The organism is Microvirga massiliensis, from assembly GCF_001006805.1.
GTDB lineage: Bacteria > Pseudomonadota > Alphaproteobacteria > Rhizobiales > Beijerinckiaceae > Microvirga > Microvirga massiliensis.
Map to the genome: position 1 here is coordinate 165,827 of NZ_LN811362.1, position 20,943 is coordinate 186,769.

The following is a 20,943-nucleotide window of genomic DNA, read 5'->3' on the forward strand; positions in this document are numbered from 1 at the left end:
CTCGCAGATGCCGTTCTGCGTCGGCTTGCCGGGCGCGATGAAGTGCCAACTGACCTGGTGCTCGTGCATCCAGGCGAGCATTGCGTTCGAGGTGAACTCGGGGCCGTGGTCCGAGATGATAATCGCGGGCTTGCCACGGTGCTGAATCAGCGCCGTCAGCTCGCGCGCGACGCGTTGGCCCGGGATCGAGGTGTCCGCAGCGGCCGCGAGGCACTCCTTGGTGACATCGTCGAGGATGTTCAGGATCCGGAAGCGTCTGCCGCAAACCATCTGATCGTGCACGAAGTCAATGGACCAACGCGTCTTGGGCAAAGCCGGCAGGGACGGAAGCGGCACGCGCGAGCCGATCGCTCGCTTGCGGCTGCGGCGGCGCCTCAGCATGAGCCCTTCTTCGCGATAGAGGCGCTGGGTTCGCGTGCGGTTCACGACCAGCCCCTCCCGGCGCAGCAGCACGTGCAGGCGCCGATAGCCGAAGCGGCGGCGCTCGGCTGCCAATTCCCGCATTCTGGCCCGCAACACTGCATCATTGGGTCTCCGGCTGCGATACCGCACGATCTTGCGGTCCACGACCAGGACGGCACACGCCCGCCGCTCGCTCATCCCGTGCGCGCTGCGCAGATGAGCGACAGCCTCTCGCTTGGCGGCGGGCGTCACCATTTTTTTGAGAGCAGATCCTTCAGGGCTACATTGTCGAGCATGGCGTCAGCCAGCATGCGCTTGAGCTTCGCGTTCTCGTCCTCGAGCGCCTTGAGCCGGCGCGCCTCCGACATACTCAGGCCGCCGAACTTCGCCTTCCAGGCGTAGAACGTCGCCTCGCTGATCCCGTGGCGGCGGCAGACGTCCGCCGTCGTCGCGCCCGCCTCCTGCTCGCGCAGGATCGCAATGATCTGCTCCTCTGAAAACCGTGATCGCTTCATGTCCGGTCCTTCCAAGGTCCCGGACTCTACCCTCAACCGGAGGAAATCCCGGGGGTCAGGTCAGTCCTTCCCGACGAGGTCGGGATTGAACTTGCCAACCTTGTGCAGGCCCGTGTGGAGGCCCTCAAAGCGGTCCACGAGTTCCGACAGGAGTGCTCTCACACGGCTGTATCAGGGGATTGGCGCATCGAAGTCACCGACGCCTTCGGAGCCGTGGCCTTCCAGATCGCATTAGGGGAACTTCTCGTGAATCAGTGAGAGCAGGTTCCCGCGCGAAGGGGCACAAAGGCATTGCACCGTGACCTTACCGGAACAGGCGGTCATCACGGCGGGCCGGAGGTGATCTGGATCGCTCTCGTGCTGCCATTGTTTCGGGGCGTACAAGAGGGGGCTGAATGCTGGAACTCCAGCCCGCTGCGGGCGTTCGGGCGGGTGGAAGCGCGCCTGCCAGCGCTTCTACAGAGCGGTTGCAGTCCCTGTCCTGCCCGGCAGCGGCGGCAGCAGACCGCAACCGCAGGTGAGCCGCAGGCGTCAGTCACTTATCGCTGAGGAGCCACGGATTCCGTGAAGGGCAAGGCTCAACCATCTGACAGGCTCGGCCCGTCTGGTTGCGATCCCAGCGGGGTCGCTGTCCTCACCAATCCATCACCGCATACCGAGAGACAACAACGGCTTTCAAGTCGAGGAAGAGAGCACGTCTCTCACTGGTAACGGCCTGTAAGCTCCGGAAGCTCCTTCAGTGGCCTGTAAGTTGAGCAGATGAGCGGGTTAGAGGCCGGTTCCAACGAAATGCGTGAGAATTTCCGTACCAACATGGTCGGGCGTCGGCCGGGATGTTCGGTTCGAACTCCTGCTCCGCCTGCGCACTCGGGACCGGTTGCTTCCATCCGTGCTGCACCCAAGAGGGGCATCGCTGATCGGAGTGGAGTCGGCGCATGATCCAGATGCCAGTCAGAAGCGGTAAACGCCCTCGCCGAAAGCACTGGCGAACTCGTGTTCTTTGAGACCGGTCGCCAAAGCGTCTGCTGTGTTAGAATTCGACGGTATTTGACGCCGGAAAGCGTTCGCTCTTTGAGGCACATTGATGTTCATCGAAGTTTTGCCTGCGGGGCGAGTCGCCGTTGGGTCAAAAGCAATCCCCCTGGCTCAGGACATTCACGCAGACCTCTTAAGAGCCATCCCGAACCTTCGCGCCTTCGCGATCTCGCTCACCGGCAATGGCGATCAGGCCGATGACTTGGTCCAGGAGGCGGTCATGAAGGCGCTCAGCCATCTCGACCAATTCACGCCCGGCACCAGCATGCAGGCATGGCTGTTCACGATCCTGCGCAACCACTTCTTTGCGACCGCCCGCAAGAGACGGCGCGAGGTCGAGGACCCAGATGGGCGCTATGCCGCGCGGCTCGCCACGGCACCCGACCAAACTGGGCATGTTGATCTCTTGGACCTCATGGCCGCTCTCATGAGGCTGTCGGTCGAGCAGCGCAAGGCTGTCCTGTTGATTGCAGGCGGGGTCAGCTATGAGGAGGCGGCGCACATCTGCGGCGCGGCCGTTGGAACCGTCAAGTGCCGCGTGAACCGCGCTCGCCGCCGCCTTGCGGAACTGCTCGGGATTATGGACCCGGAAGACATCGGAGCCGACCGCGTCATGAAAGCCGCTTTGCCCGGCCCGTGAGCCAACACAAAACCACTGATGGACGGCGACCTCTCCACCCTCTTTGGGGCTGGTATGATACGGGTCAGAGAGGTGTCATCCCGCCACAGCGTCAGCCCGTCCAAGCAGTGCATCGTCCGGATGCTCTCACGCGGCTCGCGCCCGCGCCACGGCGACCGCGCGCCGTAAAGCCTCTTCCCCGAATGGTTTGCTCACCACGACCGCCTCCGGCATCTCCTGGCGCACCACCTCGACGTTCCCGGTGATGAACACGACGGGAACGGTCTGCTCCTGCAAAATCCGCTTCACCGCCGCAATGCCGCTGCCCCTCAGGAGTCGTACATCGGCCGTGATGAGATCAGGCGGGTGATGACGTGCGGTCGTAACGGCCTTGTCCTCGGTCGCGACGGTCTCGCGCGAGGTGAAGCCCAAAGCTTCAAGCGAATCCTCAATGTTCAAGGCGACGAGAAACTCGTCCTCGATAATCAGAGCATGCATGAAATCGAAAAGATCAAACTGGGGATTGTTGTTCTATGCAGCATTTGGGAAACGGCCATGCGGCGCCCAAGGCGGCAAGCAAGGTCCACTAGATCAGTGGTGGACGTGATCGAAGGGAATTGAGAACACGACGGCTCCCGTGTGAGTGCCAGCCTCCAGCCGCCAGCCGTAGCGCTCTGCTTCCGGCAGCGGACTCTCGCGCTTAAACTCCTCGATCATTGTTCGGGCTTCGGAGTAAGCCTCGTCCACGTCCGCAACCTCAAGGCCAACAGGGTCCAAAATGGCCTCGTGTTCGCTCACGAGATGAAAATAAAGTCGCACCACAATAAAGGCTCCAAGCAAACAATAAGATCAGTATGGCAGTAGCACTTTCTACAATCATGACGTGATCACGGTGGCCGACAAATGGGCGTTGCTTGCACCTTCCACCGTCGATTCTGCTGTCCTCCTGGGTGACGGGTTCCGCCACAAGTTCGGCTTCTTTCTGCCCTATTTACCCACGGTAGCGGATGTTTTCAGATGTGCAACTGCCAACAAAGGGGATGCCCGCGTGGAATGGCGCATCCCTCGATCGCTTGTCTGTTTGAGTCACTGCCCCGTAGATGAAAGTAGAGCCGGGGCATGCTGCTGCCATGGAGCAGGGACTGCTCGTGATGGCCCGAGGGGATACCGGTCCACAGCAGCCAGATGATCTATTGGCAGGGGCCAAGAACCTCGCGACGCCCCTCACGTGCTCTCTCGACCCCGAACAGGCCCTTAGGCCCTTCCGGCGAGGCACCCGGCCGCTGTGGCTGCGGCAACAACGACCCTCAAGCCCGGCAACTCGGGAGCCGGGGCGGCGTTGTTGCTGGCTGATGCCCTTGGGGAAGGCTAGATCATGATCGAAATGGCCGTTGCGGCAAGTGCCACCTTGTTCGCCATCTGCATCCTTCTTGCAACGCGCGTCCAACTACTACGGGTGGCACGTTTAGATCGGGCAGGCCGCCTGTCCGCGCGCCCGACATGGCGGGCTTCGAGGCGTTGCCCCAGCACTACCTGCGGGCCGGTCAAATGCCCCTTGTCCAGGCGCATGGCTCCAGAGCCACGCGACAGACGATGCGTATCGTGACCCCGGTCGCATCCGCACGCCATGCCTGAGCCAGGAGTTGGCTCACGCCATTGCCCCAATCATCCTCTAGCCAGTCCCGGCGTATCGGAAGACCGTTTCAATGGTTGGTTCTCAGGCTCCGATGGAGGATGCGAAGCGCTTTCAGCTTCTCGTCAATGCCATCACGGACTACGCCGTCTTCATGCTCGATCCCACGGGCATCGTGACCAGTTGGAACCCTGGAGCCGAGCGCATCAAGGGCTACACCGAAGCCGAGATCGTCGGCCAGCACTTCTCCCGCTTCTACACCGCCGAGGATCGCCAGACAGGCTTGCCCTCGCGGGTGCTTGAGACAGCCGCTCGCGAGGGCAGGTTCGAGGCCGAGGGCTGGCGCGTGCGCCAGGACGGCTCGCGCTTCTGGGCCAACGTCGTCATCGACCCGATCCGTGACGAGCAGGGCCATCTCATCGGCTTTGCCAAGATCACCCGAGACCTCACGGAGCGCAAGAAGACCCAACAGGTGCTGCGGCAGAGCGAGGAACGCTTCCGCCTTCTCGTGCAGGGCGTGACCGACTACGCCCTCTACATGCTCGATCCGAACGGGCATGTGGCGCTCTGGAACCCTGGCGCACAGCGCTTCAAGGGCTACACCGAACCGGAAATCATCGGTCAGCACTTCTCCCGGTTCTACACCGCCGAGGATCAGCGGACCGCGCTGCCCCAGAGAGCCCTTGAGACGGCCGCCCGCGAGGGACGCTTCGAGGCCGAGGGCTGGCGGGTTCGCAAGGATGGCACCCACTTCTGGGCACATGTCGTCATCGACGCGATCCGCAACGAGCTAGGTCAACTCGTCGGGTTCGCGAAGATCACCCGCGACATCACGGAGCGGAAGAACGCCCAGGAAGCCCTGCGCCAGAGCGAGGAGCGCTTTCGCCTGCTGGTCCAGGGCGTGACCGACTACGCCATCTACATGCTCGATCCCGAAGGGAACGTGACGAACTGGAACAGCGGTGCGCAGCGGATCAAGGGCTACACCGAGGACGAGATCGTCGGCCAGCACTTCTCGACCTTCTACACCGTCGAGGACCGTGCGGCCGGTTTGCCCCGTCTGGCGCTCGACACGGCGGCCCGCGAAGGACGATACGAGAAGGAGGGCTGGCGCGTGCGCAAGAACGGCAGCCGCTTCTTCGCGCATGTGATCATTGACGCGATCCGCAACGAGCAGGGCCACCTCGTGGGCTTTGCCAAGATCACGCGCGACATTAGCGACCGCAAGGCCGCTGACGAGGCCCTGGAGCGGGCTCGAACCGAAGCCCATGAGGCCCAGAAGATGGCGGCCATTGCCCAACTCTCAGCGGGGATCGCACACGACTTCAACAATCTCCTGACGGTCGTGATGGGCAATCTCGACATGCTCAAGCGCGCCAAGGACGAGCGCCGCCCCCGGCTGATCGACAATGCCCTGCATGCGGTCGAGCAGGCCCGGAAGCTCACCGGCAAGCTCTTGGCCTTCAGCCGTCGTCAGACACTGTTTCCCGAAGCCGTGGACCTGAAGGGCATGATCGCCGGGATGGATGACATGCTTGTGCAATCCCTGCGGGGCGACATCCGGCTCGACCTCGACTTGGCGGACGGGGTCTGGCCGGTTGAGGTCGATCCGACGCAGCTTCAGATCGCGCTCATCAACATCGCCGTGAACGCCCGCGACGCCATGCCCAAAGGAGGCACGTTTCGCGTCAAGATCGAAAACACCGTACTGCGCCAAGGCCCAATGCGGGAGGCGGTCGCGATCAGCCTGAGCGACACTGGCACCGGCATTCCGCCGGATGCCTTGTCGCAGGTCTTTGAGCCGTTCTTCACGACGAAAGAGGTCGGGCATGGAACTGGGCTCGGGCTTGCCCAGGTCCACGGGTTTGCCCAGCAGTCGGGCGGAACCGTGGATGTCCGCAGCGAGGTCGGTCGGGGGACTACGGTGACGTTGTACCTGCCGAGGGGACAAACTACAGCAAGGCCACCTCAGCCGAGGCCGGAGGGCGTGGCAGTCCAAAGCCGTCCGCTGCGCATCCTGCTCGTCGAGGACAATCATCAGGTTGCCGAGATCGCGACTTCGTTGCTCAGCGAGAAGGGGCATTCGGTTACCCATGCGGAAAGTGCCGATGAGGCCCTCGGGATGCTCGGCGCGGGCTTGAGCTTCGATCTGGTGTTCTCGGATTTGGTGGTGCCGGGTGAGCAGGATGGGTTGGACCTCGCCCGAACGGTCCGGGAAAGGTGGTTGCCTCTGTCGGTGCTGCTCGCGACCGGGTACAGCGAGGCCGCCAACCGGGCCACACAGGAGGGCTTCACGCTGCTCATCAAGCCATACAAGCCCGAAGCTCTGATGAGCGCAATCCAACAGGTCACGACGGCCGGTCTTCGATCCAACCCTGCAACGTCGAATGTCATCCCCTGGGCTCGCCCACCGAAATAGGTCTGAGGTCATCCTGTCATGAGGATCTCGTTAACCGTGAGTTAACCATGGTCTCGGACCCTCGTGGGACCGGCTCGTGGCGAACACGGCTGGTTCTGAAAGGGTCTACTCCGGCGGGGGCGAGCGCGGATGTGCCGCCGCCCCCGTTTGTCTTTGCGACGGAGGCCGCCATGGATGGCATCTTCGAACAGCGGGTAAGCGAGCGCGCCTACTATCTCTGGCTGCACGATGGGTGCGTGCAGGGTTGTGCTGACCGTCATTGGTTCCAGGCGGTGCGCGACATCCTGGCTGAAACCGTGGAGACCCCTGCGGCTGGCATCCCGTTTCCATCGAAGCGGAAGCGTGCCGCTGCTCCAAGCCGTGACCACGACGGGCCAAAACGTGTGAGGCGTCACGGCAGGGCTACCGGTGCTCCTGCGACCAGATAGACGGTCCCGAGCGGACGACCTCAGGAGGCCGGGTCGCCTTTGCGCTGAGGGACAGCGGAAAGCTTACCGAACCTTCTTGCGCCTGGGCTGGTTTGCAGCCGGAGCGGTGATCTTCGGAGAAGGGGCAGCCGATTTCGCCGCGACTTTGGGCTTCCGGCCGAGCCCGCTGCTCTTCGCGAGTTCGGAGCGCTGGGCAGCGTAGCTCGGAGCCACCATAGGGTAGTTGGCCGGGAGGCTCCATTTCTCGCGATACTGCTGGGGTGTCAGGCCCAGTCGGGTGAGGTGACGCTTCAGTGATTTGTACGGCTTGCCGTCCTCCAGGCTGATCAGGAAGTCGAGAGTGATCGACTTCTTCACGGGAACCGCAGGATCGAGCTTGGGCTCTTGTATGGGATTAGGATTGCTTCCGTCTCGAAGGGCCACATGCACACCGCCGATCAGTCCAGGCAGATCAGTCCGTGAAACAGAGTTGTTGCTCACGAAGGCCGAGCTGACATCAGCCGTAAGCTTGATGACGCTTCGAGGAGAGGCTGCTTGTTCGGCCACGGTAGTCATCCTGTGATGTGATAACTTCTCACGACAGGTCAGACGCTGCCAGCCCGTAGAAGTGCACCGTGAAGTGCCCGGCAGCTACCGAAACATGCAGGCGGTTTCAAGGACGCCTAACGAAGATTTCATGCCCCAAGCAACTTTGAGATAGCCGCTTCTTACGAGCCTCACCAGCATGCCCGAGGTAAGCGGCGCTTCCAGCGCTGACCTGCCGGAAGACGGGGCAGGGGGCTTCCGTTCCGTTCAGCCTTCTTGGTCAATGCTGAAAGGACGTTCCACTTCCGCTTCCGTGATGGCCCAACCTGTTGGACAGGCTGGATGGCCTTCTGCGGCACGGTGATGATCGCTTCCGGTGATGAGCTATCTGCGTTCACCGCCTCTGTGCTCACGCCTACTATGGTCGCTACAAGTGAAGGGGCCATACTGTCGTGAGCGGCAGCGACTGAGGAATGCTCGGCTTCTTTCGCTCTGCGTACCCGTGATGTCCTGCGTCGTGCAACTCGCTCCTCGGCCTCACGCTGCACCCGCTCTTCGACCGGGTTTACTGGGACCGACAGAAGGTCAGGCAGAATGCGGCGCGTAGACCGCTCCGCCACTGGTTCGCTGGTGCACGACGCCTCGGGTGAGTCGGTGCTGAGCGCAGGCGTCGAACGAACCGAGACGGGAACCTCGATTTTGTGCGGCAGGGCAGCACGCGGCTGCGCGGAAAGCTTTCCGAAGACCTGATCCGCGAGGGAAGAGCCGTCCAGGGAAGAATTCTCGCGAAGACTGAGAGCTTCGGGTTTGCGCCTGCTGGCGCGCTTGATCTCGAACGTGAAGGACCGCGCCGGAGAGCGTGTCATACGCATGGTGGGAGTAGCCTATGGAAGTGAAACCGCCCGATTGGGCAGGCGATGGCATGTAGGGCAACCTTGCTACGTGGTCTACTCGTAGACCTGCTCAGTTAACACTGGATTGCAAATCGTCTTTGGGTCGGGAATTCGGAATACTCAGATCGGCTATTCGGCGATGGGTTCCAGGACCAAATTCAACGCCGTACAGCGAAAGCCCAGAGTCAACGCCCTGGGCTTCGAGCACCAGTCGGATCATCCCGCTCGTGCCGTGTAGACCCTGGTCCTGATCAGCGCTCATAAGCGTCCTGGGAGACTTGCGCTGCCCGAGAGGACCTTCGCACCACTCCAGAGCCTACAACAGGATAACTAACCAGCACTGCCTTGAGTTCCCGGAAGATGCCGTTCGAGGAGCACTCGTAGTATTCATAGCATTATCAGGGTCGAGGCAGTAAGCCACGGCAGAAAAGCCAAGCTCTGCTGTGACTCCATTGTGTGATTTCATGAAGGCTCACCGGGAACGATCAGTTTCGAGTGAGGTTAATCGCACGTGAGCAGCCAAGTGCCACGGAGGCTAAGAGATGACAGCAGGTAGTGGCGTGTCGAAGCGTGGTTTTGCGTCCATGACTCCAGACAAACAGCGGGAGATTGCCAGCAAGGGCGGCAAGAGCGTGCCATCCGAGAAGCGTTCCTTCTCGCAGAACCGGAATCTCGCATCGCATGCGGGACGTAAGGGCGGACAGGCGTCGCGCGGTGGCGGACATTAGCTCACTGCGGAAGCAGCACGCGACATTGAGCTTGTATTTAGTTTTTCCTATGATGTGTCGGAACAATTCGTAATCGAGCGGCTTTTAAATTCATACCGCCTGCTCGGCCCATGCATTCCCCTCTGCGTGGGCTGAAGACCTTGCAAGCGCCCACGAGGCGCTTTCTTTTTGGCATATTTGGTAAGCATCGGCACGGGCTGGATCAGAATGCCCGGCCCGGCAACCGACGTGCTTGAGCTACTGGTCGTCCTTCTGCGAACTGCTGCCGGGGATGTAGCGTGTCAGAAGCCACACCACGGAGAGGATGAGAACCGCGAAGATCAGTCCTGCGACCGCGATCTGGTACATCCCCGCACCCGCCGCCATGCCGAGTGAACTCGTCATCCAGAGACTGGCGGCTGTTGTGAGGCCATGGACACTGCCTCTCGCCACGAAGATCACGCCCGCGCACAGAAAGCCAATGGCTTGGGCCAGTCCCTGGATCGCACGAGTCGGGTCCGGATCGGACTCGCCTCGGGCGGACACCTCCTCGAAGAGTTCGAGCGCGATCAGCATGGTCATCGCCGAACTGAGGGCCACGAGCATGTGGGTCCGCACGCCAGCAGAGATGCCCCGCATTTCGCGATCGAGGCCCAGCAGCAGCCCGAAGGCCGAGGCCACCCCGAACCGCCACAGCATCTCATCAAACGGAATGATCGACTTCCCGAGCAGTGGGTCCAGGGTACGACCTCCTCGACGATACGTCTGACATAGAAGGGCCGTTCATAACGGCAAGCTCACCCTACTGTCGCCCTTGCTGCCGACTTCGCGCTGCTCGTCTGGGCTCCGCTGAAGTGGCGCTGCGTATGAACTCAGCAGATTCTCACTACTTTGCCGGGGCAGTGTCTTCTGTGTTGGTGAGCACAGACGCTGCGTGGCGGACCGGTACAATGGCCAGGGATGCGAGGCCGAAAGCTTCGCGATGCAACCACCATAGACCCTTCAAGTCTGAGATCGTGGGTCGCGGTGCGAGGAGGGAGCCATGAGTCACGAGGTTGAAAAAAGGCTCATTGCCAGCGAGCATCGGTGCTACCCTTGCTGTTCTCGGCGTGCTCGGCGTCCTCTATGCTCCACTGATCGCCGGATAGGCGCATTCTCGTCTGCCTGGAACAATAGACCGAAAACCGACGGTTCTGTTCTTGTCGGCTTCTGACCGTCCCGCCTACTCGGTCAGCCCATGCTGACCAATTCCCCACGCTGCGGGCTGCGACCCAGTATCGGGGCGGCCAGCAGGGGAGGTGACGTGTGCCTGGACGGTGTGAGGGGCTGGATTGCAGAATGGAGAGGGGCTTCGGATTGCGACACTGGCCAGAGCGGATCTTCCTCCGACAGAAGATGATGAGGGAGGGACATGATGCGCGTTCAAGTTCTCGGCTGTGGTGATGCCTTCGGCTCGGGCGGACGCCTCCATACCTGCTTTCACGTGAGCACTGGCGATCAGCAGTTTCTCATCGATTGCGGCGCATCCGCGCTGATCGCGATCCGCCGTTTCGGGGTGGACCCGAATGCGGTCCAGACGGTGTTCCTGTCCCATCTCCACGGCGACCATTTTGGAGGGCTGCCGTTTCTGCTTCTCGATGCCCAGTTTGTGAGCCGCCGCACGACCCCGCTCACCATCGTGGGGCCAACGGGATCGCAACAGCGTCTCCACAATCTGATGGAAGCCATGTTTCCCGGTTCGGCCCAGATTGAGCGCCGGTTTTCTATTGACCTTATCGAACTTGCGCCGGAGAGGCCGAGGTCTGTCCACGGTGTAACTGTCACCCCGTTCGAGGTGCCCCACCCCTCGGGTGCACCCTCTTTGGCCCTGCGTCTGGAAAGCGCTGGTCACGTGATCTGCTACACCGGCGATACGGGCTCGGTTGACGCGATCATCCCTGCGGCACGCGGGGCCGATCTCCTGATCACGGAGGCATACACGGTGGAGCGACAGGTGCCCTACCACCTGACTTGGACCGCCTTGCGGGCGCGCCTCGGTGAGATTGGCGCGAAACGGATCATTCTCACGCACATGAGCCCGGAGATGCTCGATACGAGCGTCAGGATCGAGGGTGCCGAGCGGGCCGAGGATGGCTTGGTAATCGACCTCTGAGACGGGAGGGTTCATCATGGGCATGGGGCGAGGACCGCATCCCTCTAGGAACTTCGCGTCGCGAATTCTGGTAGTCAGGATCTCCTTCACGTCAGAGCGCAAGAGTGTCGGTCTGGCTCAAGAATACTACCATCATGACCGAGTAATCCAGATGGTCAAAGACACCGTGTGGCATCAGCTGCTGCGGTAGGATACCAGATGACCTCGCCCCGGCGTTCGGCAGGCTCCAGAACAACAACAGCTTTCTGCGCCAGGAGGCGCGGCGTGTCATTTCGGTCCGTGCGGAGATATTCCTGGACCGCCAAGATACCATCCCGAGCAGTGTTCGAGCGGATTGAACGGGCGAGAACATCCACCCGCCGACCTTGGAACCCCTCGTCATCCGGGTGACGCCCGAACTCGGACGATCCGAAATCAAGTTTGCCGCGTCTCCCGCGCGGCGGCAGTGGTCCGATCCGCTCGTCGAAGGCATAGAACGCCCAACAGTCGAAATCCTTCACACCATTCCTGCCGTCCAGGTAATGCAGCGCGGCCCCCTGCGCGAGGACACTATAGAGAAAACGAGATCGATAGCCTGCCCATCGGGGATTTTGAGCAAAGAACGCCTCCATTCCCTGACAGCAGAGGAGGCTAAGCCGATCCAGTGTCTGACGGGTGATCGGCTCCAAGGAGCGTTCGCTGATCCTCACTGGCGGCACTTCTCGCCCCCGTGATAGCCCGAGGCTGGCGTGGCGTCATTCCAGGTCGAGAACTTGATCTATGAGCCAACCGCTGCCTGTCTCCGAGGCTGAGGCTCACCGGTACCGTCCTTGCCCGTCCTCCCGCCCCGAGCGGCTCGGGCCAAAACTGAGTTTGGAGGTTATCGTCGACAGGAACGAATCGTGAGGGAGATATCCCGAACGCGGCCCTCATGAAATCCTTGCAGCCATCGGCTGAATTTGCTGCGGTGGTCGGCTCAGCGCCACTGCCGCGCTCGGAGGCGGTGAGCAAAGTCTGGGATTACATCAAGAAGCACAGGCTTCAGAACCCGCAGAACAAGCGTGAGATCATGGCCGACAACAAGCTCAAGGCCGTGTTCGGCGGGAGGAACAAGGTGACCATGTCGGAGATGAATAAGTACCTTGCCCAGCATCTCAGGTGAAATCACTTCGTTCCGGTGTGATGCAGGAATAATACGTTCCCTCTTTGAAGCTTAAACATTGCTTCCTCGAAGGCAGTTTTGTTTTGCTCGCAGGCAATGGACCGGCAAATCACTCACTATGATGGTCGCGCAGCCCACACCGCAGGCGATAGCTCTGTCGCCGCCGTCGATGCCCCGCGATGTGCAACCGAGAAATGCAGGTTCTGCAACCTTCCTTTTCGGTAGCGGTTAGGCCGCCTGGGTGCGCTTGGTGATGTGCGCCCGATAGGCTGCCACTGACTTCATCGTGATCGTTCCGGCCTCGGTGAGCTTCGTGATTTCCATTTTGGCCCGCTTGGCGGCTTGCACGGTATAGGAGGGCTTCAACGCGACCCGAACTCGGTTGGCGATGTGCCTGCGGTGTGCCCCTGCCTGTCGCGGGGTGAGCGTCTTCTTGGCGACAAGCTGATCCAGTTGATCGTACGCCTGCTTGGCTTCCGCAGGCGTGTAGCTGTCTTTCTTCTCAAACACAGGAGCATCCCTTCGGCTGTAAATCGCCGCTTGTAGGTTCACTGATCGAGCTTTTCCAGGGTGGCGGGCTTTCTACCTCGTCATTAGGGCTCGCTCCGTCAATTCCTGCTCCAGTTGTCCTGTGTCCATGCGGTTGATCGCTTCGTGCCACCGGGACCAGTCTCGTAGCCCGTTGATCCACTCACGAAGATGATCGCTCGTCTCCTCCAGCCCAAACTCCTGGGCCTGGGTCAGAATTTCAGAGAAGGACATGCGGTGATCCGTGCCAACCCAGTGCAGCGGTGCGCCGCCACGTCGGACGGCCAGCGTTCGGCGGATGAACTCGAACTCGACCCAGGCAATGAGTCGAACTTGATTAGGTGTCATCATGCCTGTCACTTTGGTCTGATCTGGTCGAACTCAAAGCCAAAGGCTTCCACGATCCCCTTAGCGAGATCGCTTAGGCTCTTTTCGCTGTCGATCTCGATGTCGCGCGCGACGGTGGGATCGTCCTCAAGGACGGCCCGGAGAATGTGAGTGGTGGCTCGGCTCATGACCGGCACTCGTCGCCTGGAGCCCGTGAGCCACTATATGCCCGATCCGCCCGCCCGGTGAGCGGAGCGTAGGACAAGAGGTGCTTCACAAGGACCAGCAACCATGGAGAGGATTTCGGAAGCAGCCCACACCATCTTCGCCGCTCGCCGTTCCCGAGCGCCGCTCGGACAACTCCCGGCTGTGGTGAGACCGAGCACCGAGGTCGAGGCATATCGCGTCCAGGAGGCCGTTCACGAATTGGCCACGCCAGCCTGGGGACCGGTGGTCGGGCATAAGATCGGCTGCACCACGCCCGTGATGCAGCAATACCTCGGGATCGCCAATCCATGCGCGGGCGGTGTCTTTGCCGGTCGCGTCAACCCGAGCGGCGTCACCCTGGCCACCAACGACTATGTCCGGGTTGGGATCGAGTGCGAGATCGCCGTTCGTCTCGGACGAGACCTTCCTGCATCGGAGGCACCGTTCATGGCGGAGAGCGTGGCGCAGGCCGTTGCCTCCTGCATGGCCGCCATCGAGATCGTAGACGACCGCTACGCTGACTGGCGACAGATGGATACCCCGACCCTCATCGCGGACGACTTTTTCGCAGCCGGTTGCGTCCTTGGAGCGCCTGTGGTCCCGGAGGCCGCCCCGGAGTTGTCGGAGGTGGTCGGGCAGACCTTCATCAATGGCGTCGAGCGGGGACGAGGGCGCGGGTCGGATGTGATGGGGCACCCGTACGCCGCGCTCGCATGGCTGGCGAACCATCTGGCAGGCCGGGGGAGGGCGCTCCAAGCAGGCCAGATCGTGCTGACCGGAAGCCTTGTTCAGACGATCTGGCTGGCACCGGGTGATGAGGTTCTTGTGACCGTCTCGGGCTTGGGATCAGTCACTCTCCAGGTAGAAGGGGCAACGGACACTGGCCTGGAGAGCGGCTCGGGCCGAGAAAGTTAGTTTGAGGAGGTGAAGAAGGGCGGCCCCTCAGGCCCGTCACTCACCTCGGGCAACGGCGCATCTACACTACATACCACCCCGGCGGTTTCGTAGCTCAGGCGAACGTCGCCATTAAGGTCCTGCGCCAAGCCTCGCTCGATCAGCCGCGTGCCAAAGCCCTTCCGGGTCGGAGGCTCTACGGGAGGGCCACCCCGTTCCTGCCAGCACAGCACGAGACGTGGCGCAGTACCAGTCCGAACCGTCTATGTAATCGTCACACACCCCGTTGGAACAGAAAGCGCTCCATACTTGGCAGCGTTCGTTGCGAGTTCGTAGATTGCCATCGCGATGGCAAGCGCCGTTCTCGGATCAAGCCGGAGGCGTGGTCCTGTGATTTCGAAGAACTTGGCGTTCTGGCGCAGGTAAGGCTCGATCACCTCGGTGATCACCTCACAAAGCTCCGCTCCCTCCCAGTTCTCACGGGTGAGCACATCATGGGCACGCGCCAGGGCAAAGAGGCGCTCCTCGAAAGCCTTGACCTTCGGGAGGTTTGTCCCGTCGAGGCCACGAAAGCTCTGGGCCGCCATCGCCTGCACGGTCGCGAGCGTGTTCTTCACCCGGTGGTTCAACTCATTGATGAGAAGCCGTTGCTGCTCCTCCCAGCGCTTGCGCTCGTGAATATCGACGCTGATGCCAAACCACTTCGCGACACTCTGGTCCGAACCGCCGCGCGGCAGGGCACGGAAGGCATGCCAGCGATACTCTCCATCCTGACGGCGGTAGCGGATTTCACCCTCATACATTTCGCCCCCCTCGCGGCAGCGTTCCCAATAGGGAAGAATTCGCCTTGCATCATCCGGATGGATGCTGCTCACCCAGCCGAAGCCTTGCGCTTCCTCTACGCTCTGGCCTGTGAACTCGTGCCAACGCTCGTTCAGGAAGATGATCTCACCACTTGCCAACCCCACCCAGACAAGAGCCGGAGCCGCATTGGCGACGGTGCGGAACTCCGCTTCGCTCTCGCGCAGGCGCTCCTCCGCGTGCTTGCGGTCGGTGATGTCGATGACGGAACCGACATAGCCAAGGAAACGGCCATCCTCGCTGAAGCGAGGCGCAGCGGCATCAATGACCCAGCGGTATACGCCATCGGCACGCCGCAGCCGGTAGTCCAGCCGGAATGGCTCGCGCTTGATGTTGGCGGCCCGGAACACTTCACCCGACCAGCCTCGGTCACCCGGGTGGACGGCTTCCAGCCATCCAAATCCGAGACCGGTCTCTGGGGTCTGGCCCGTGAACTCGTACCAGGACCGGGACAGGAAGGAGCAGGTACCATCCGGCTCAGTGACCCAGATCATCACGGGCGCATGATCGGCGAGGTTCTGAAAACGTCTTTCGCTCTCTCGCTGCGCGGCACGAGCCCTGACCGCTGTTGTGGTTTCGTTACAGGTGCAGACCATGCCTGCTACCGTGCCCGACTCGTCGCGCACAGGGGTGTAGGCAAAGGCGAAGTGTGTCTCCTCGGGGAACCCATTGCGATGCATGATGAACATGATGTCGTCCATCTGCGTGGGCTCGCCTGCATAGGCGCGATCCACGAGCGGACCAACTTGGTCCAGGATATCGAACCAGACCTCGTTAAAGCGCTGTCCGAGCGCGCCGGGATGGCGCTGTCCGAGCATCGGCGCATACCCGTCGTTGTAGAGCAGGATGCGCTCGGGTCCCCAGGCGATGAACATGGGCTGGCAGGACGCGAGCACCACGCCGATGAGTGTGCGAAGCGGTTGCGGCCATCCCGAAGGATGACCCAAGGGTGAGGAACTCCAGTCGTGGGCACGCATCCGTTCGCCCATGTCACCGCCGCCGCTGAGGAAGGGGAGTGAGCCGGGAGAAGGGTTACCGTGCATTGCGCTCGCTCCAGGTCCAAAGCATCTGGTGAACTGACGCCTGCTGATCCCCCGCCAAGAGGGATTGGAGTGCCATCCGCACGACCTCACTGGCTTTGTGGGACTGGCCGGTGCTGGCCTGGGCGGCGGTATAGGCGGTTCGCTCTGACGTGTGACTCACGTCGAGACGGGATTTTGAGATCATGAAGCCGGGAGAAAAGGGCGGGCCACAAAGATTGCCCGATGTAAAGCTTCCTGGGCGGCAGGCAAGCGTGGCTTTTGCTCAGGGGCGGTGTTGCAAGGTCGTGTTGGCTTGAGGCCATGCAGACCAGCCGTTGTGCTCCGCCTCTCGAAGGAGCGTTCGCTGATCATCACCGATGACGCATCTCGCTCAATAGGCGGCTCGCAGGCTGGCGCGGTGTCGTTCCGGATCGAGACTTGATTATGGGCCTATCGTGGTCTGCTTCCGATGATAACGCCCACCCACACCGGTCCCGACCATCCCCTGAACTTCCGCCTCAAGCATCTCAGCTAGAAACTGAGTTTGGTTCCTGGGGTCGGCTCACGTTGGCTGCCGGTGGACAACCGTTGCCGAGGCGGCACGAACGCTCGCGAAATCGTGCCCCTGACCGCTATTAAACTCGTTTCCAGTGGGTTAGGGCAGCCTGACTAACCTGATTTGGTAGCGATATGGCGTCATTCATCCAGAGCCACAGCAATGGCGGAGGGGCGGTACGTCATAGTGTGACCACCCTCCTCCTGCCGATGGAAGGTGGCGAGAAGGCCCCGGCCCGAGGCTGCCACTCGTGAGGGCTCTTCCCGAACGGCCAGAACGGGAGCACCTTATGCTGGCGACAGGCAGGCCAAGCTATGCTGCCCGAGACCCGTTACGCCCGGAGCGGTGAGGTTCGCATCGCCTATCAGGTGGTGGGGACCGGCCCCTTCGATCTCGTCTTCGTGCCGGGCTTCATCTCGAACCTGGACCTCGCCTGGGAAGAGCCGATCCGGGCACAGTTCCTCGCGCGCCTTGCTTCCTTCAGCCGCCTGATCCTGTTCGACAAGCGCGGGACCGGCCTCTCCGACCGGGTTGGCAGCATTCCAACCCTTGAGGAGCGCATGGATGACGTGCGCGCCGTCATGGATGCGGTCGGAAGCCAAAGGGCTGCCCTGTTCGGCATCTCCGAAGGCGGGGCAATGAGCATGCTCTTTGCCGCAACCCACCCGGAGCGAACCCAGGCTCTGGTGCTCTATGGCGCGTATGGGCATTTTCCAACCTGGGTCCTGCCGCCGGACAAGTTCACGGCGTTCATCGAGGTGATCGAGCGTAGCTGGGGCACGGGGGAAACCCTGCGTTTCTTCGCGCCCAGCATGGCGTTGGACGAGCGCTCCCGGCAGGGCTGGGCGCGCTTCGAGCGGCTCGGGGCCAGCCCGTCAGCGGTCATCGCGCTTATGCGGATGAACAACGAGATCGATGTCCGGCATGTCGCCCCCTTGATACGGGTGCCGACCCTCATCGTGCATCGCGTCGGGGATACGCGGGTGAATGTCGAGGCGGGGCGGTTTCTGGCCGCCAGCATTCCCGGTGCGAAGTATGTGGAGTTACCCGGTGCCGATCATCTGCTCTGGGTGGGAGACACCGACCGCGTCGCTGACGAGGTGGAGGAATTCCTCACTGGCTCCCGCGCCCAGATCGAGCCGGATCGTGTACTCGCGACCGTTCTGTTCACCGACATTGTCGATTCGACCCGTCGGGCGTCAGAACTTGGCGACCGGTGCTGGCGGGCGCGGCTCGACCAGCACGATGAGATCGTGCGCCGCGAGATCGGTCATCTGCGTGGGCGCGAGATCAAGACGCTGGGCGACGGCTTCCTGGCCACCTTCGACGGTCCTGGCCGCGCGGTTCGCTGCGCGATGAGCGTTGTGGACAAAGCGGAGGCGCTCCTTGGCCTGAAGGTCCGGGCTGGCGTTCATACGGGCGAGGTCGAGGTCCGGTCGGATGGAGACATCAGCGGGATCGCTGTGCACATCGCGGCCCGCATCGCGGCGCTCGCCGAAGGCGGACAAGTGCTCGTCTCCAGCACCGTGCGCGACCTTGCGGCCGGTTCGAGCATCGCGTTCGCCGCTCAAGGGGTACGGGCTATCAAGGGAGTTGACGACGAGATCAGGATCTTCTCGGTCGCAGGTCGATGAAGAGACGTTGAGGGCAGGTTCGTTTCACCCAATACGTCTTCCCTGATCCAGGTGGTTCGCTGCTGGAGTTCATCAGTTGCGGCAAGGTGGTCGCCGTCTGATCTCCGACGCTCCAGGATATAGAGGGTAACCTTCAGAAAGCGGTGATCCGTGCCTGTATGGCGCAGCATCGACCCAAAGTTCTGGAGGCACTGCGTACTCAGGATTTGCAGGACGCGTCAGACCCGAAACTCGGAAAGGATTTGGAGAGTTGCCGAGATGGTGAACTGCTGTCTGAAACGGAACTCATCGGCATCGTCCCTGACCATTCTCCCGAACTCTACTCCCGAGTGTCTTGGGCTAAAACTGAGTATGGAGGCTGTACTCGACCTGCGCCTGTTACGTGGGGACTCGCCATCCAGCAGGAAGCTGGCGGACACCGTCCTCCCGACATCGTCCTGTACGTTACAGCAACGGGCACTGAAGATGCCGTTCAGGGATGGTTCAAGCCGGGTATGCGAGTGACGCCTACGACGAAGATCGTTGTTTGATTGCGAAGGAGACACCGACGGTGGTGAAGCTCGCAGTGCGGATGAAAGCCTTGTTACCCGCTGGCCTCGCGGCGCTTGTGCTCGGCGGGGCCGCTCTAACTACAGCCGCCCCGGCCCAGGCGCAGTGGGGCTAAGGCCCCTATGGTCGTCACTATGGTCAGCCTTATGGACCGCCGCCTTATCGGCCGTACTATGGTCGGCCCTACGGACCTCGCTACGGTTATAGGCCGTATTCCGGTCCGCGCTGCCGTGTCGTGGTCACCCGGCGCTTCAATCAGTGGGGGCAGCCAATCTTTGTAAGGCGGCGGATTTGTCGGTGACGACAGGTTAGGCTGCCTGGGTGCGTTTGGTGATGTGCGCCCGATAGGCCGCCGCCGACTTCATCGTGATCGTTCCAGCTTCGGTGAGCTTCTCGATCTCCGTTTTGGCGCGCCTGGCGGCCTGTGGCGTGTAGGAGGGCTTCAATGCGACCCGAACCCGGCTGGCAATGTGCCTGCGGTGTGCCCCTGCCTGCCGTGGAGTCAGGGTCTTCCTGGCGACAAGCTGATCCAGATGATCATACGCCCGTTTGGCTTCCGCAGGCGTGTAGCTGTCTCTCTTTTCGAACACAGTAGCATCCCTTCGGTTGTAAATCGCCGCAGTAGGCACAGTGACCAAGCATTTCCAGGGTGGAGGGCTTTCTACTTCGTCGCTGGGGCTCGCTCCGTCAATTCCTGCTCCCGTTGTTCCGTGTCCGTGTGGTTGATGGTTTCATACCAACGGGACCAGTCGCGCAGGCCGTTGATCCAATCGCAGAGAGGATCTCCCGTCTCCTCCAGCCCAAATGACGGAGATCGCTTCTACTAGAACTGCCACGGTCAATACTCTCTATTGTGGCTTCGACCGGCGGCTCTACAGCCGGTCAGCAAGCAGAAGGCGGCCCCCGGTAGCGTCAGCACCCCCACCGAGGGCCTAACCAGCCCGCCTCCCTCAGGAGGGCGTACTGGCTGAATCAACGGGTACATAGTCTCTCTTGCCTTATCGCATCACGGTTGGCGCAAATTCGAGAGTTGCCGATGATCAGTTGTTTATGAAGTAAGCTTGGCGCGACGGGTCGCAGAGGATTACCGCTCACGTGTAGAGCGCAGGCAAGGCTACACGGAAACTACTGGATCATCTCGGCTCGATTCGCGAAGGCATCCGGTTGCGGGCTCTATCCGGATTGTCCTTCTGGGCGATGAGATCCTGGCCAAGCGTATTTCGACTGCTACCGGTTCTGTTATGTTGAGGCGGAATCTCATGCGTGGTCCAGAACGAGGGACAGAGTATGCCGAAGGGCTACTGGATTGTGTCGGGCGATGTGAGTGACCCAGAAGGCTATAAAGATTACGTCGCAGCCAATGCCGAGGCGTTCCGCAAGTATGGCGCGCGCTTCCTTGTTCGAGGCGGGAGGTCCGAGACAGTCGAGGGCATTGCTCGCAGCCGCAACGTGGTGATCAAATTCAAAGAATTCGACACTGCTCTCGAATGTTACCGCTCCCCGGAGTATTCCAGAGCGATGGAACTTCGCAAAGGCCGAGCCGACGTGCACATCGTCGTCATCGAGGGCTATGATGGGCCGCAGCCCACAGACTGAGGATTGGACGCAGCCAAGGCAGGGGGGCTCGATCCTGAGCCTCTCCTGCAACAGGGGCATCGGTAAGCCGGTCTGGAGGATCGGCACCATCCCCCACTTGCTCGTGAAGGCAGGCGCTTTCCCTATCGTGAAATCGACTCGGAGAGACCCGATTCAATGGCTATAGAGGCTCGCTCAGCCCGACTTGCCGTCCTCATCGACGCTGATAACGCTTCGGCCAAAATTGCGAGCCGCCTCTTCGAGGAGATCGCGAAGATCGGGGAGGCGAGTGTCCGTCGTATCTATGGTGATTTTTCAGGT

19 protein-coding genes and 3 pseudogenes are annotated in these 20,943 nt (G+C 61.5%); 11 read left to right on the forward strand and 11 right to left on the reverse strand.

All coding sequences use genetic code 11. The features are described 5' to 3' along the window. A pseudogene (locus tag BN1233_RS31700) lies at nucleotides 1-917 on the reverse strand (IS3 family transposase); the annotation flags it as partial. Between the two features lie 114 nt (nucleotides 918-1,031). Between BN1233_RS31700 and BN1233_RS51315 the strand changes: the two are divergent. Together BN1233_RS51315 and BN1233_RS31710 are read left to right on the forward strand one after the other, a co-directional pair. Then, nucleotides 1,032-1,175, forward strand: a complete 144-nt coding sequence (locus tag BN1233_RS51315; RefSeq protein ID WP_425311758.1) for a hypothetical protein — start codon at nucleotides 1,032-1,034, stop codon at nucleotides 1,173-1,175. An 877-nt stretch (nucleotides 1,176-2,052) separates the two neighbouring features. After that, on the forward strand, nucleotides 2,053-2,592 hold the full coding sequence (locus BN1233_RS31710) for a sigma-70 family RNA polymerase sigma factor (RefSeq protein WP_046867769.1): 540 nt from the start codon (nucleotides 2,053-2,055) through the stop codon (nucleotides 2,590-2,592). Between the two features lie 126 nt (nucleotides 2,593-2,718). On the opposite strand, the gene BN1233_RS31715 is transcribed toward BN1233_RS31710, so the two are convergent. Together BN1233_RS31715 and BN1233_RS31720 are read right to left on the reverse strand one after the other, a co-directional pair. Further along, nucleotides 2,719-3,069 (reverse strand): response regulator, encoded by a 351-nt coding sequence (locus tag BN1233_RS31715; RefSeq protein WP_046867642.1) that lies wholly within the window; start codon nucleotides 3,067-3,069, stop codon nucleotides 2,719-2,721. 93 nt (nucleotides 3,070-3,162) lie between these two features. After that, complete coding sequence (locus BN1233_RS31720) at nucleotides 3,163-3,393, reverse strand: DUF6894 family protein (protein WP_046867643.1); 231 nt, start codon at nucleotides 3,391-3,393, stop codon at nucleotides 3,163-3,165. An 884-nt stretch (nucleotides 3,394-4,277) separates the two neighbouring features. On the opposite strand from BN1233_RS31720, the gene BN1233_RS31725 reads away from it, so the two are divergent. Both BN1233_RS31725 and BN1233_RS51320 read left to right on the forward strand, forming a co-directional pair. Further along, nucleotides 4,278-6,623, forward strand: a complete 2,346-nt coding sequence (locus tag BN1233_RS31725) for a PAS domain S-box protein (RefSeq protein ID WP_187144418.1) — start codon at nucleotides 4,278-4,280, stop codon at nucleotides 6,621-6,623. 170 nt (nucleotides 6,624-6,793) lie between these two features. Continuing rightward, complete coding sequence (locus BN1233_RS51320; RefSeq protein ID WP_074078405.1) at nucleotides 6,794-7,051, forward strand: DUF2934 domain-containing protein; 258 nt, start codon at nucleotides 6,794-6,796, stop codon at nucleotides 7,049-7,051. Between the two features lie 63 nt (nucleotides 7,052-7,114). Here the strand turns inward: BN1233_RS51320 and BN1233_RS31730 are convergent, their stop codons facing one another. Continuing rightward, nucleotides 7,115-7,606 carry a Ros/MucR family transcriptional regulator gene (locus tag BN1233_RS31730; RefSeq protein ID WP_046867644.1) on the reverse strand — a complete coding sequence of 164 codons (492 nt, stop codon included), beginning with the start codon at nucleotides 7,604-7,606 and terminating at the stop codon, nucleotides 7,115-7,117. A 1,405-nt stretch (nucleotides 7,607-9,011) separates the two neighbouring features. Between BN1233_RS31730 and BN1233_RS45140 the strand changes: the two genes are divergently transcribed. Beyond that, nucleotides 9,012-9,197, forward strand: coding sequence for a con-10 family general stress protein (locus tag BN1233_RS45140; protein WP_074078406.1), 186 nt, complete (start codon nucleotides 9,012-9,014; stop codon nucleotides 9,195-9,197). 237 nt (nucleotides 9,198-9,434) lie between these two features. On the opposite strand, the gene BN1233_RS31735 is transcribed toward BN1233_RS45140, so the two are convergent. After that, entirely contained in the window at nucleotides 9,435-9,875 is a 441-nt protein-coding gene (locus tag BN1233_RS31735; protein ID WP_046867645.1) for an MgtC/SapB family protein, read from the reverse strand. Nucleotides 9,876-10,590: 715 nt separating this feature from the next. Here BN1233_RS31735 and BN1233_RS31740 point away from each other — a divergent pair. Then, nucleotides 10,591-11,328 carry an MBL fold metallo-hydrolase gene (locus BN1233_RS31740; RefSeq protein ID WP_046867771.1) on the forward strand — a complete coding sequence of 246 codons (738 nt, stop codon included), beginning with the start codon at nucleotides 10,591-10,593 and terminating at the stop codon, nucleotides 11,326-11,328. A 155-nt stretch (nucleotides 11,329-11,483) separates the two neighbouring features. Here the strand turns inward: BN1233_RS31740 and BN1233_RS31745 are convergent, their stop codons facing one another. Beyond that, nucleotides 11,484-12,017 carry a hypothetical protein gene (locus tag BN1233_RS31745; protein WP_052764010.1) on the reverse strand — a complete coding sequence of 178 codons (534 nt, stop codon included), beginning with the start codon at nucleotides 12,015-12,017 and terminating at the stop codon, nucleotides 11,484-11,486. A gap of 197 nt (nucleotides 12,018-12,214) precedes the next feature. Here BN1233_RS31745 and BN1233_RS31750 point away from each other — a divergent pair. Then, nucleotides 12,215-12,469 (forward strand): annotated as a pseudogene (locus tag BN1233_RS31750) (SWIB/MDM2 domain-containing protein); the annotation flags it as partial. Nucleotides 12,470-12,697: 228 nt separating this feature from the next. On the opposite strand, the gene BN1233_RS31755 reads toward BN1233_RS31750, so the two are convergent. From BN1233_RS31755 to BN1233_RS47545, 3 genes are all read right to left on the reverse strand, one after another. Continuing rightward, nucleotides 12,698-12,979, reverse strand: a complete 282-nt coding sequence (locus BN1233_RS31755; RefSeq protein ID WP_046867646.1) for a hypothetical protein — start codon at nucleotides 12,977-12,979, stop codon at nucleotides 12,698-12,700. 72 nt (nucleotides 12,980-13,051) lie between these two features. Then, entirely contained in the window at nucleotides 13,052-13,348 is a 297-nt protein-coding gene (locus tag BN1233_RS31760; protein WP_046867647.1) for a hypothetical protein, read from the reverse strand. A 5-nt stretch (nucleotides 13,349-13,353) separates the two neighbouring features. Further along, nucleotides 13,354-13,512 (reverse strand): hypothetical protein, encoded by a 159-nt coding sequence (locus tag BN1233_RS47545; protein ID WP_154678322.1) that lies wholly within the window; start codon nucleotides 13,510-13,512, stop codon nucleotides 13,354-13,356. Between the two features lie 103 nt (nucleotides 13,513-13,615). On the opposite strand from BN1233_RS47545, the gene BN1233_RS31765 reads away from it, so the two are divergent. Continuing rightward, the gene (locus BN1233_RS31765) at nucleotides 13,616-14,446 is read left to right on the forward strand and encodes a 2-keto-4-pentenoate hydratase (protein WP_046867648.1); all 831 of its coding nucleotides are present in this window, start codon (nucleotides 13,616-13,618) and stop codon (nucleotides 14,444-14,446) included. A gap of 242 nt (nucleotides 14,447-14,688) precedes the next feature. Here BN1233_RS31765 and BN1233_RS43595 read toward each other — a convergent pair whose 3' ends face one another. Beyond that, on the reverse strand, nucleotides 14,689-16,329 hold the full coding sequence (locus BN1233_RS43595) for a PAS domain-containing sensor histidine kinase (protein WP_082145769.1): 1,641 nt from the start codon (nucleotides 16,327-16,329) through the stop codon (nucleotides 14,689-14,691). Nucleotides 16,330-17,178: 849 nt separating this feature from the next. Here BN1233_RS43595 and BN1233_RS31775 point away from each other — a divergent pair. Then, nucleotides 17,179-18,498 (forward strand): adenylate/guanylate cyclase domain-containing protein, encoded by a 1,320-nt coding sequence (locus BN1233_RS31775; protein ID WP_046867649.1) that lies wholly within the window; start codon nucleotides 17,179-17,181, stop codon nucleotides 18,496-18,498. 857 nt (nucleotides 18,499-19,355) lie between these two features. Here the strand turns inward: BN1233_RS31775 and BN1233_RS31785 are convergent. After that, nucleotides 19,356-19,637 (reverse strand): hypothetical protein, encoded by a 282-nt coding sequence (locus BN1233_RS31785; RefSeq protein ID WP_046867651.1) that lies wholly within the window; start codon nucleotides 19,635-19,637, stop codon nucleotides 19,356-19,358. A gap of 697 nt (nucleotides 19,638-20,334) precedes the next feature. On the opposite strand from BN1233_RS31785, the gene BN1233_RS31790 reads away from it, so the two are divergent. After that, nucleotides 20,335-20,643, forward strand: a complete 309-nt coding sequence (locus BN1233_RS31790; RefSeq protein WP_046867652.1) for a DUF1330 domain-containing protein — start codon at nucleotides 20,335-20,337, stop codon at nucleotides 20,641-20,643. 156 nt (nucleotides 20,644-20,799) lie between these two features. Next, nucleotides 20,800-20,943: pseudogene (locus BN1233_RS50065) on the forward strand (NYN domain-containing protein); the annotation flags it as partial.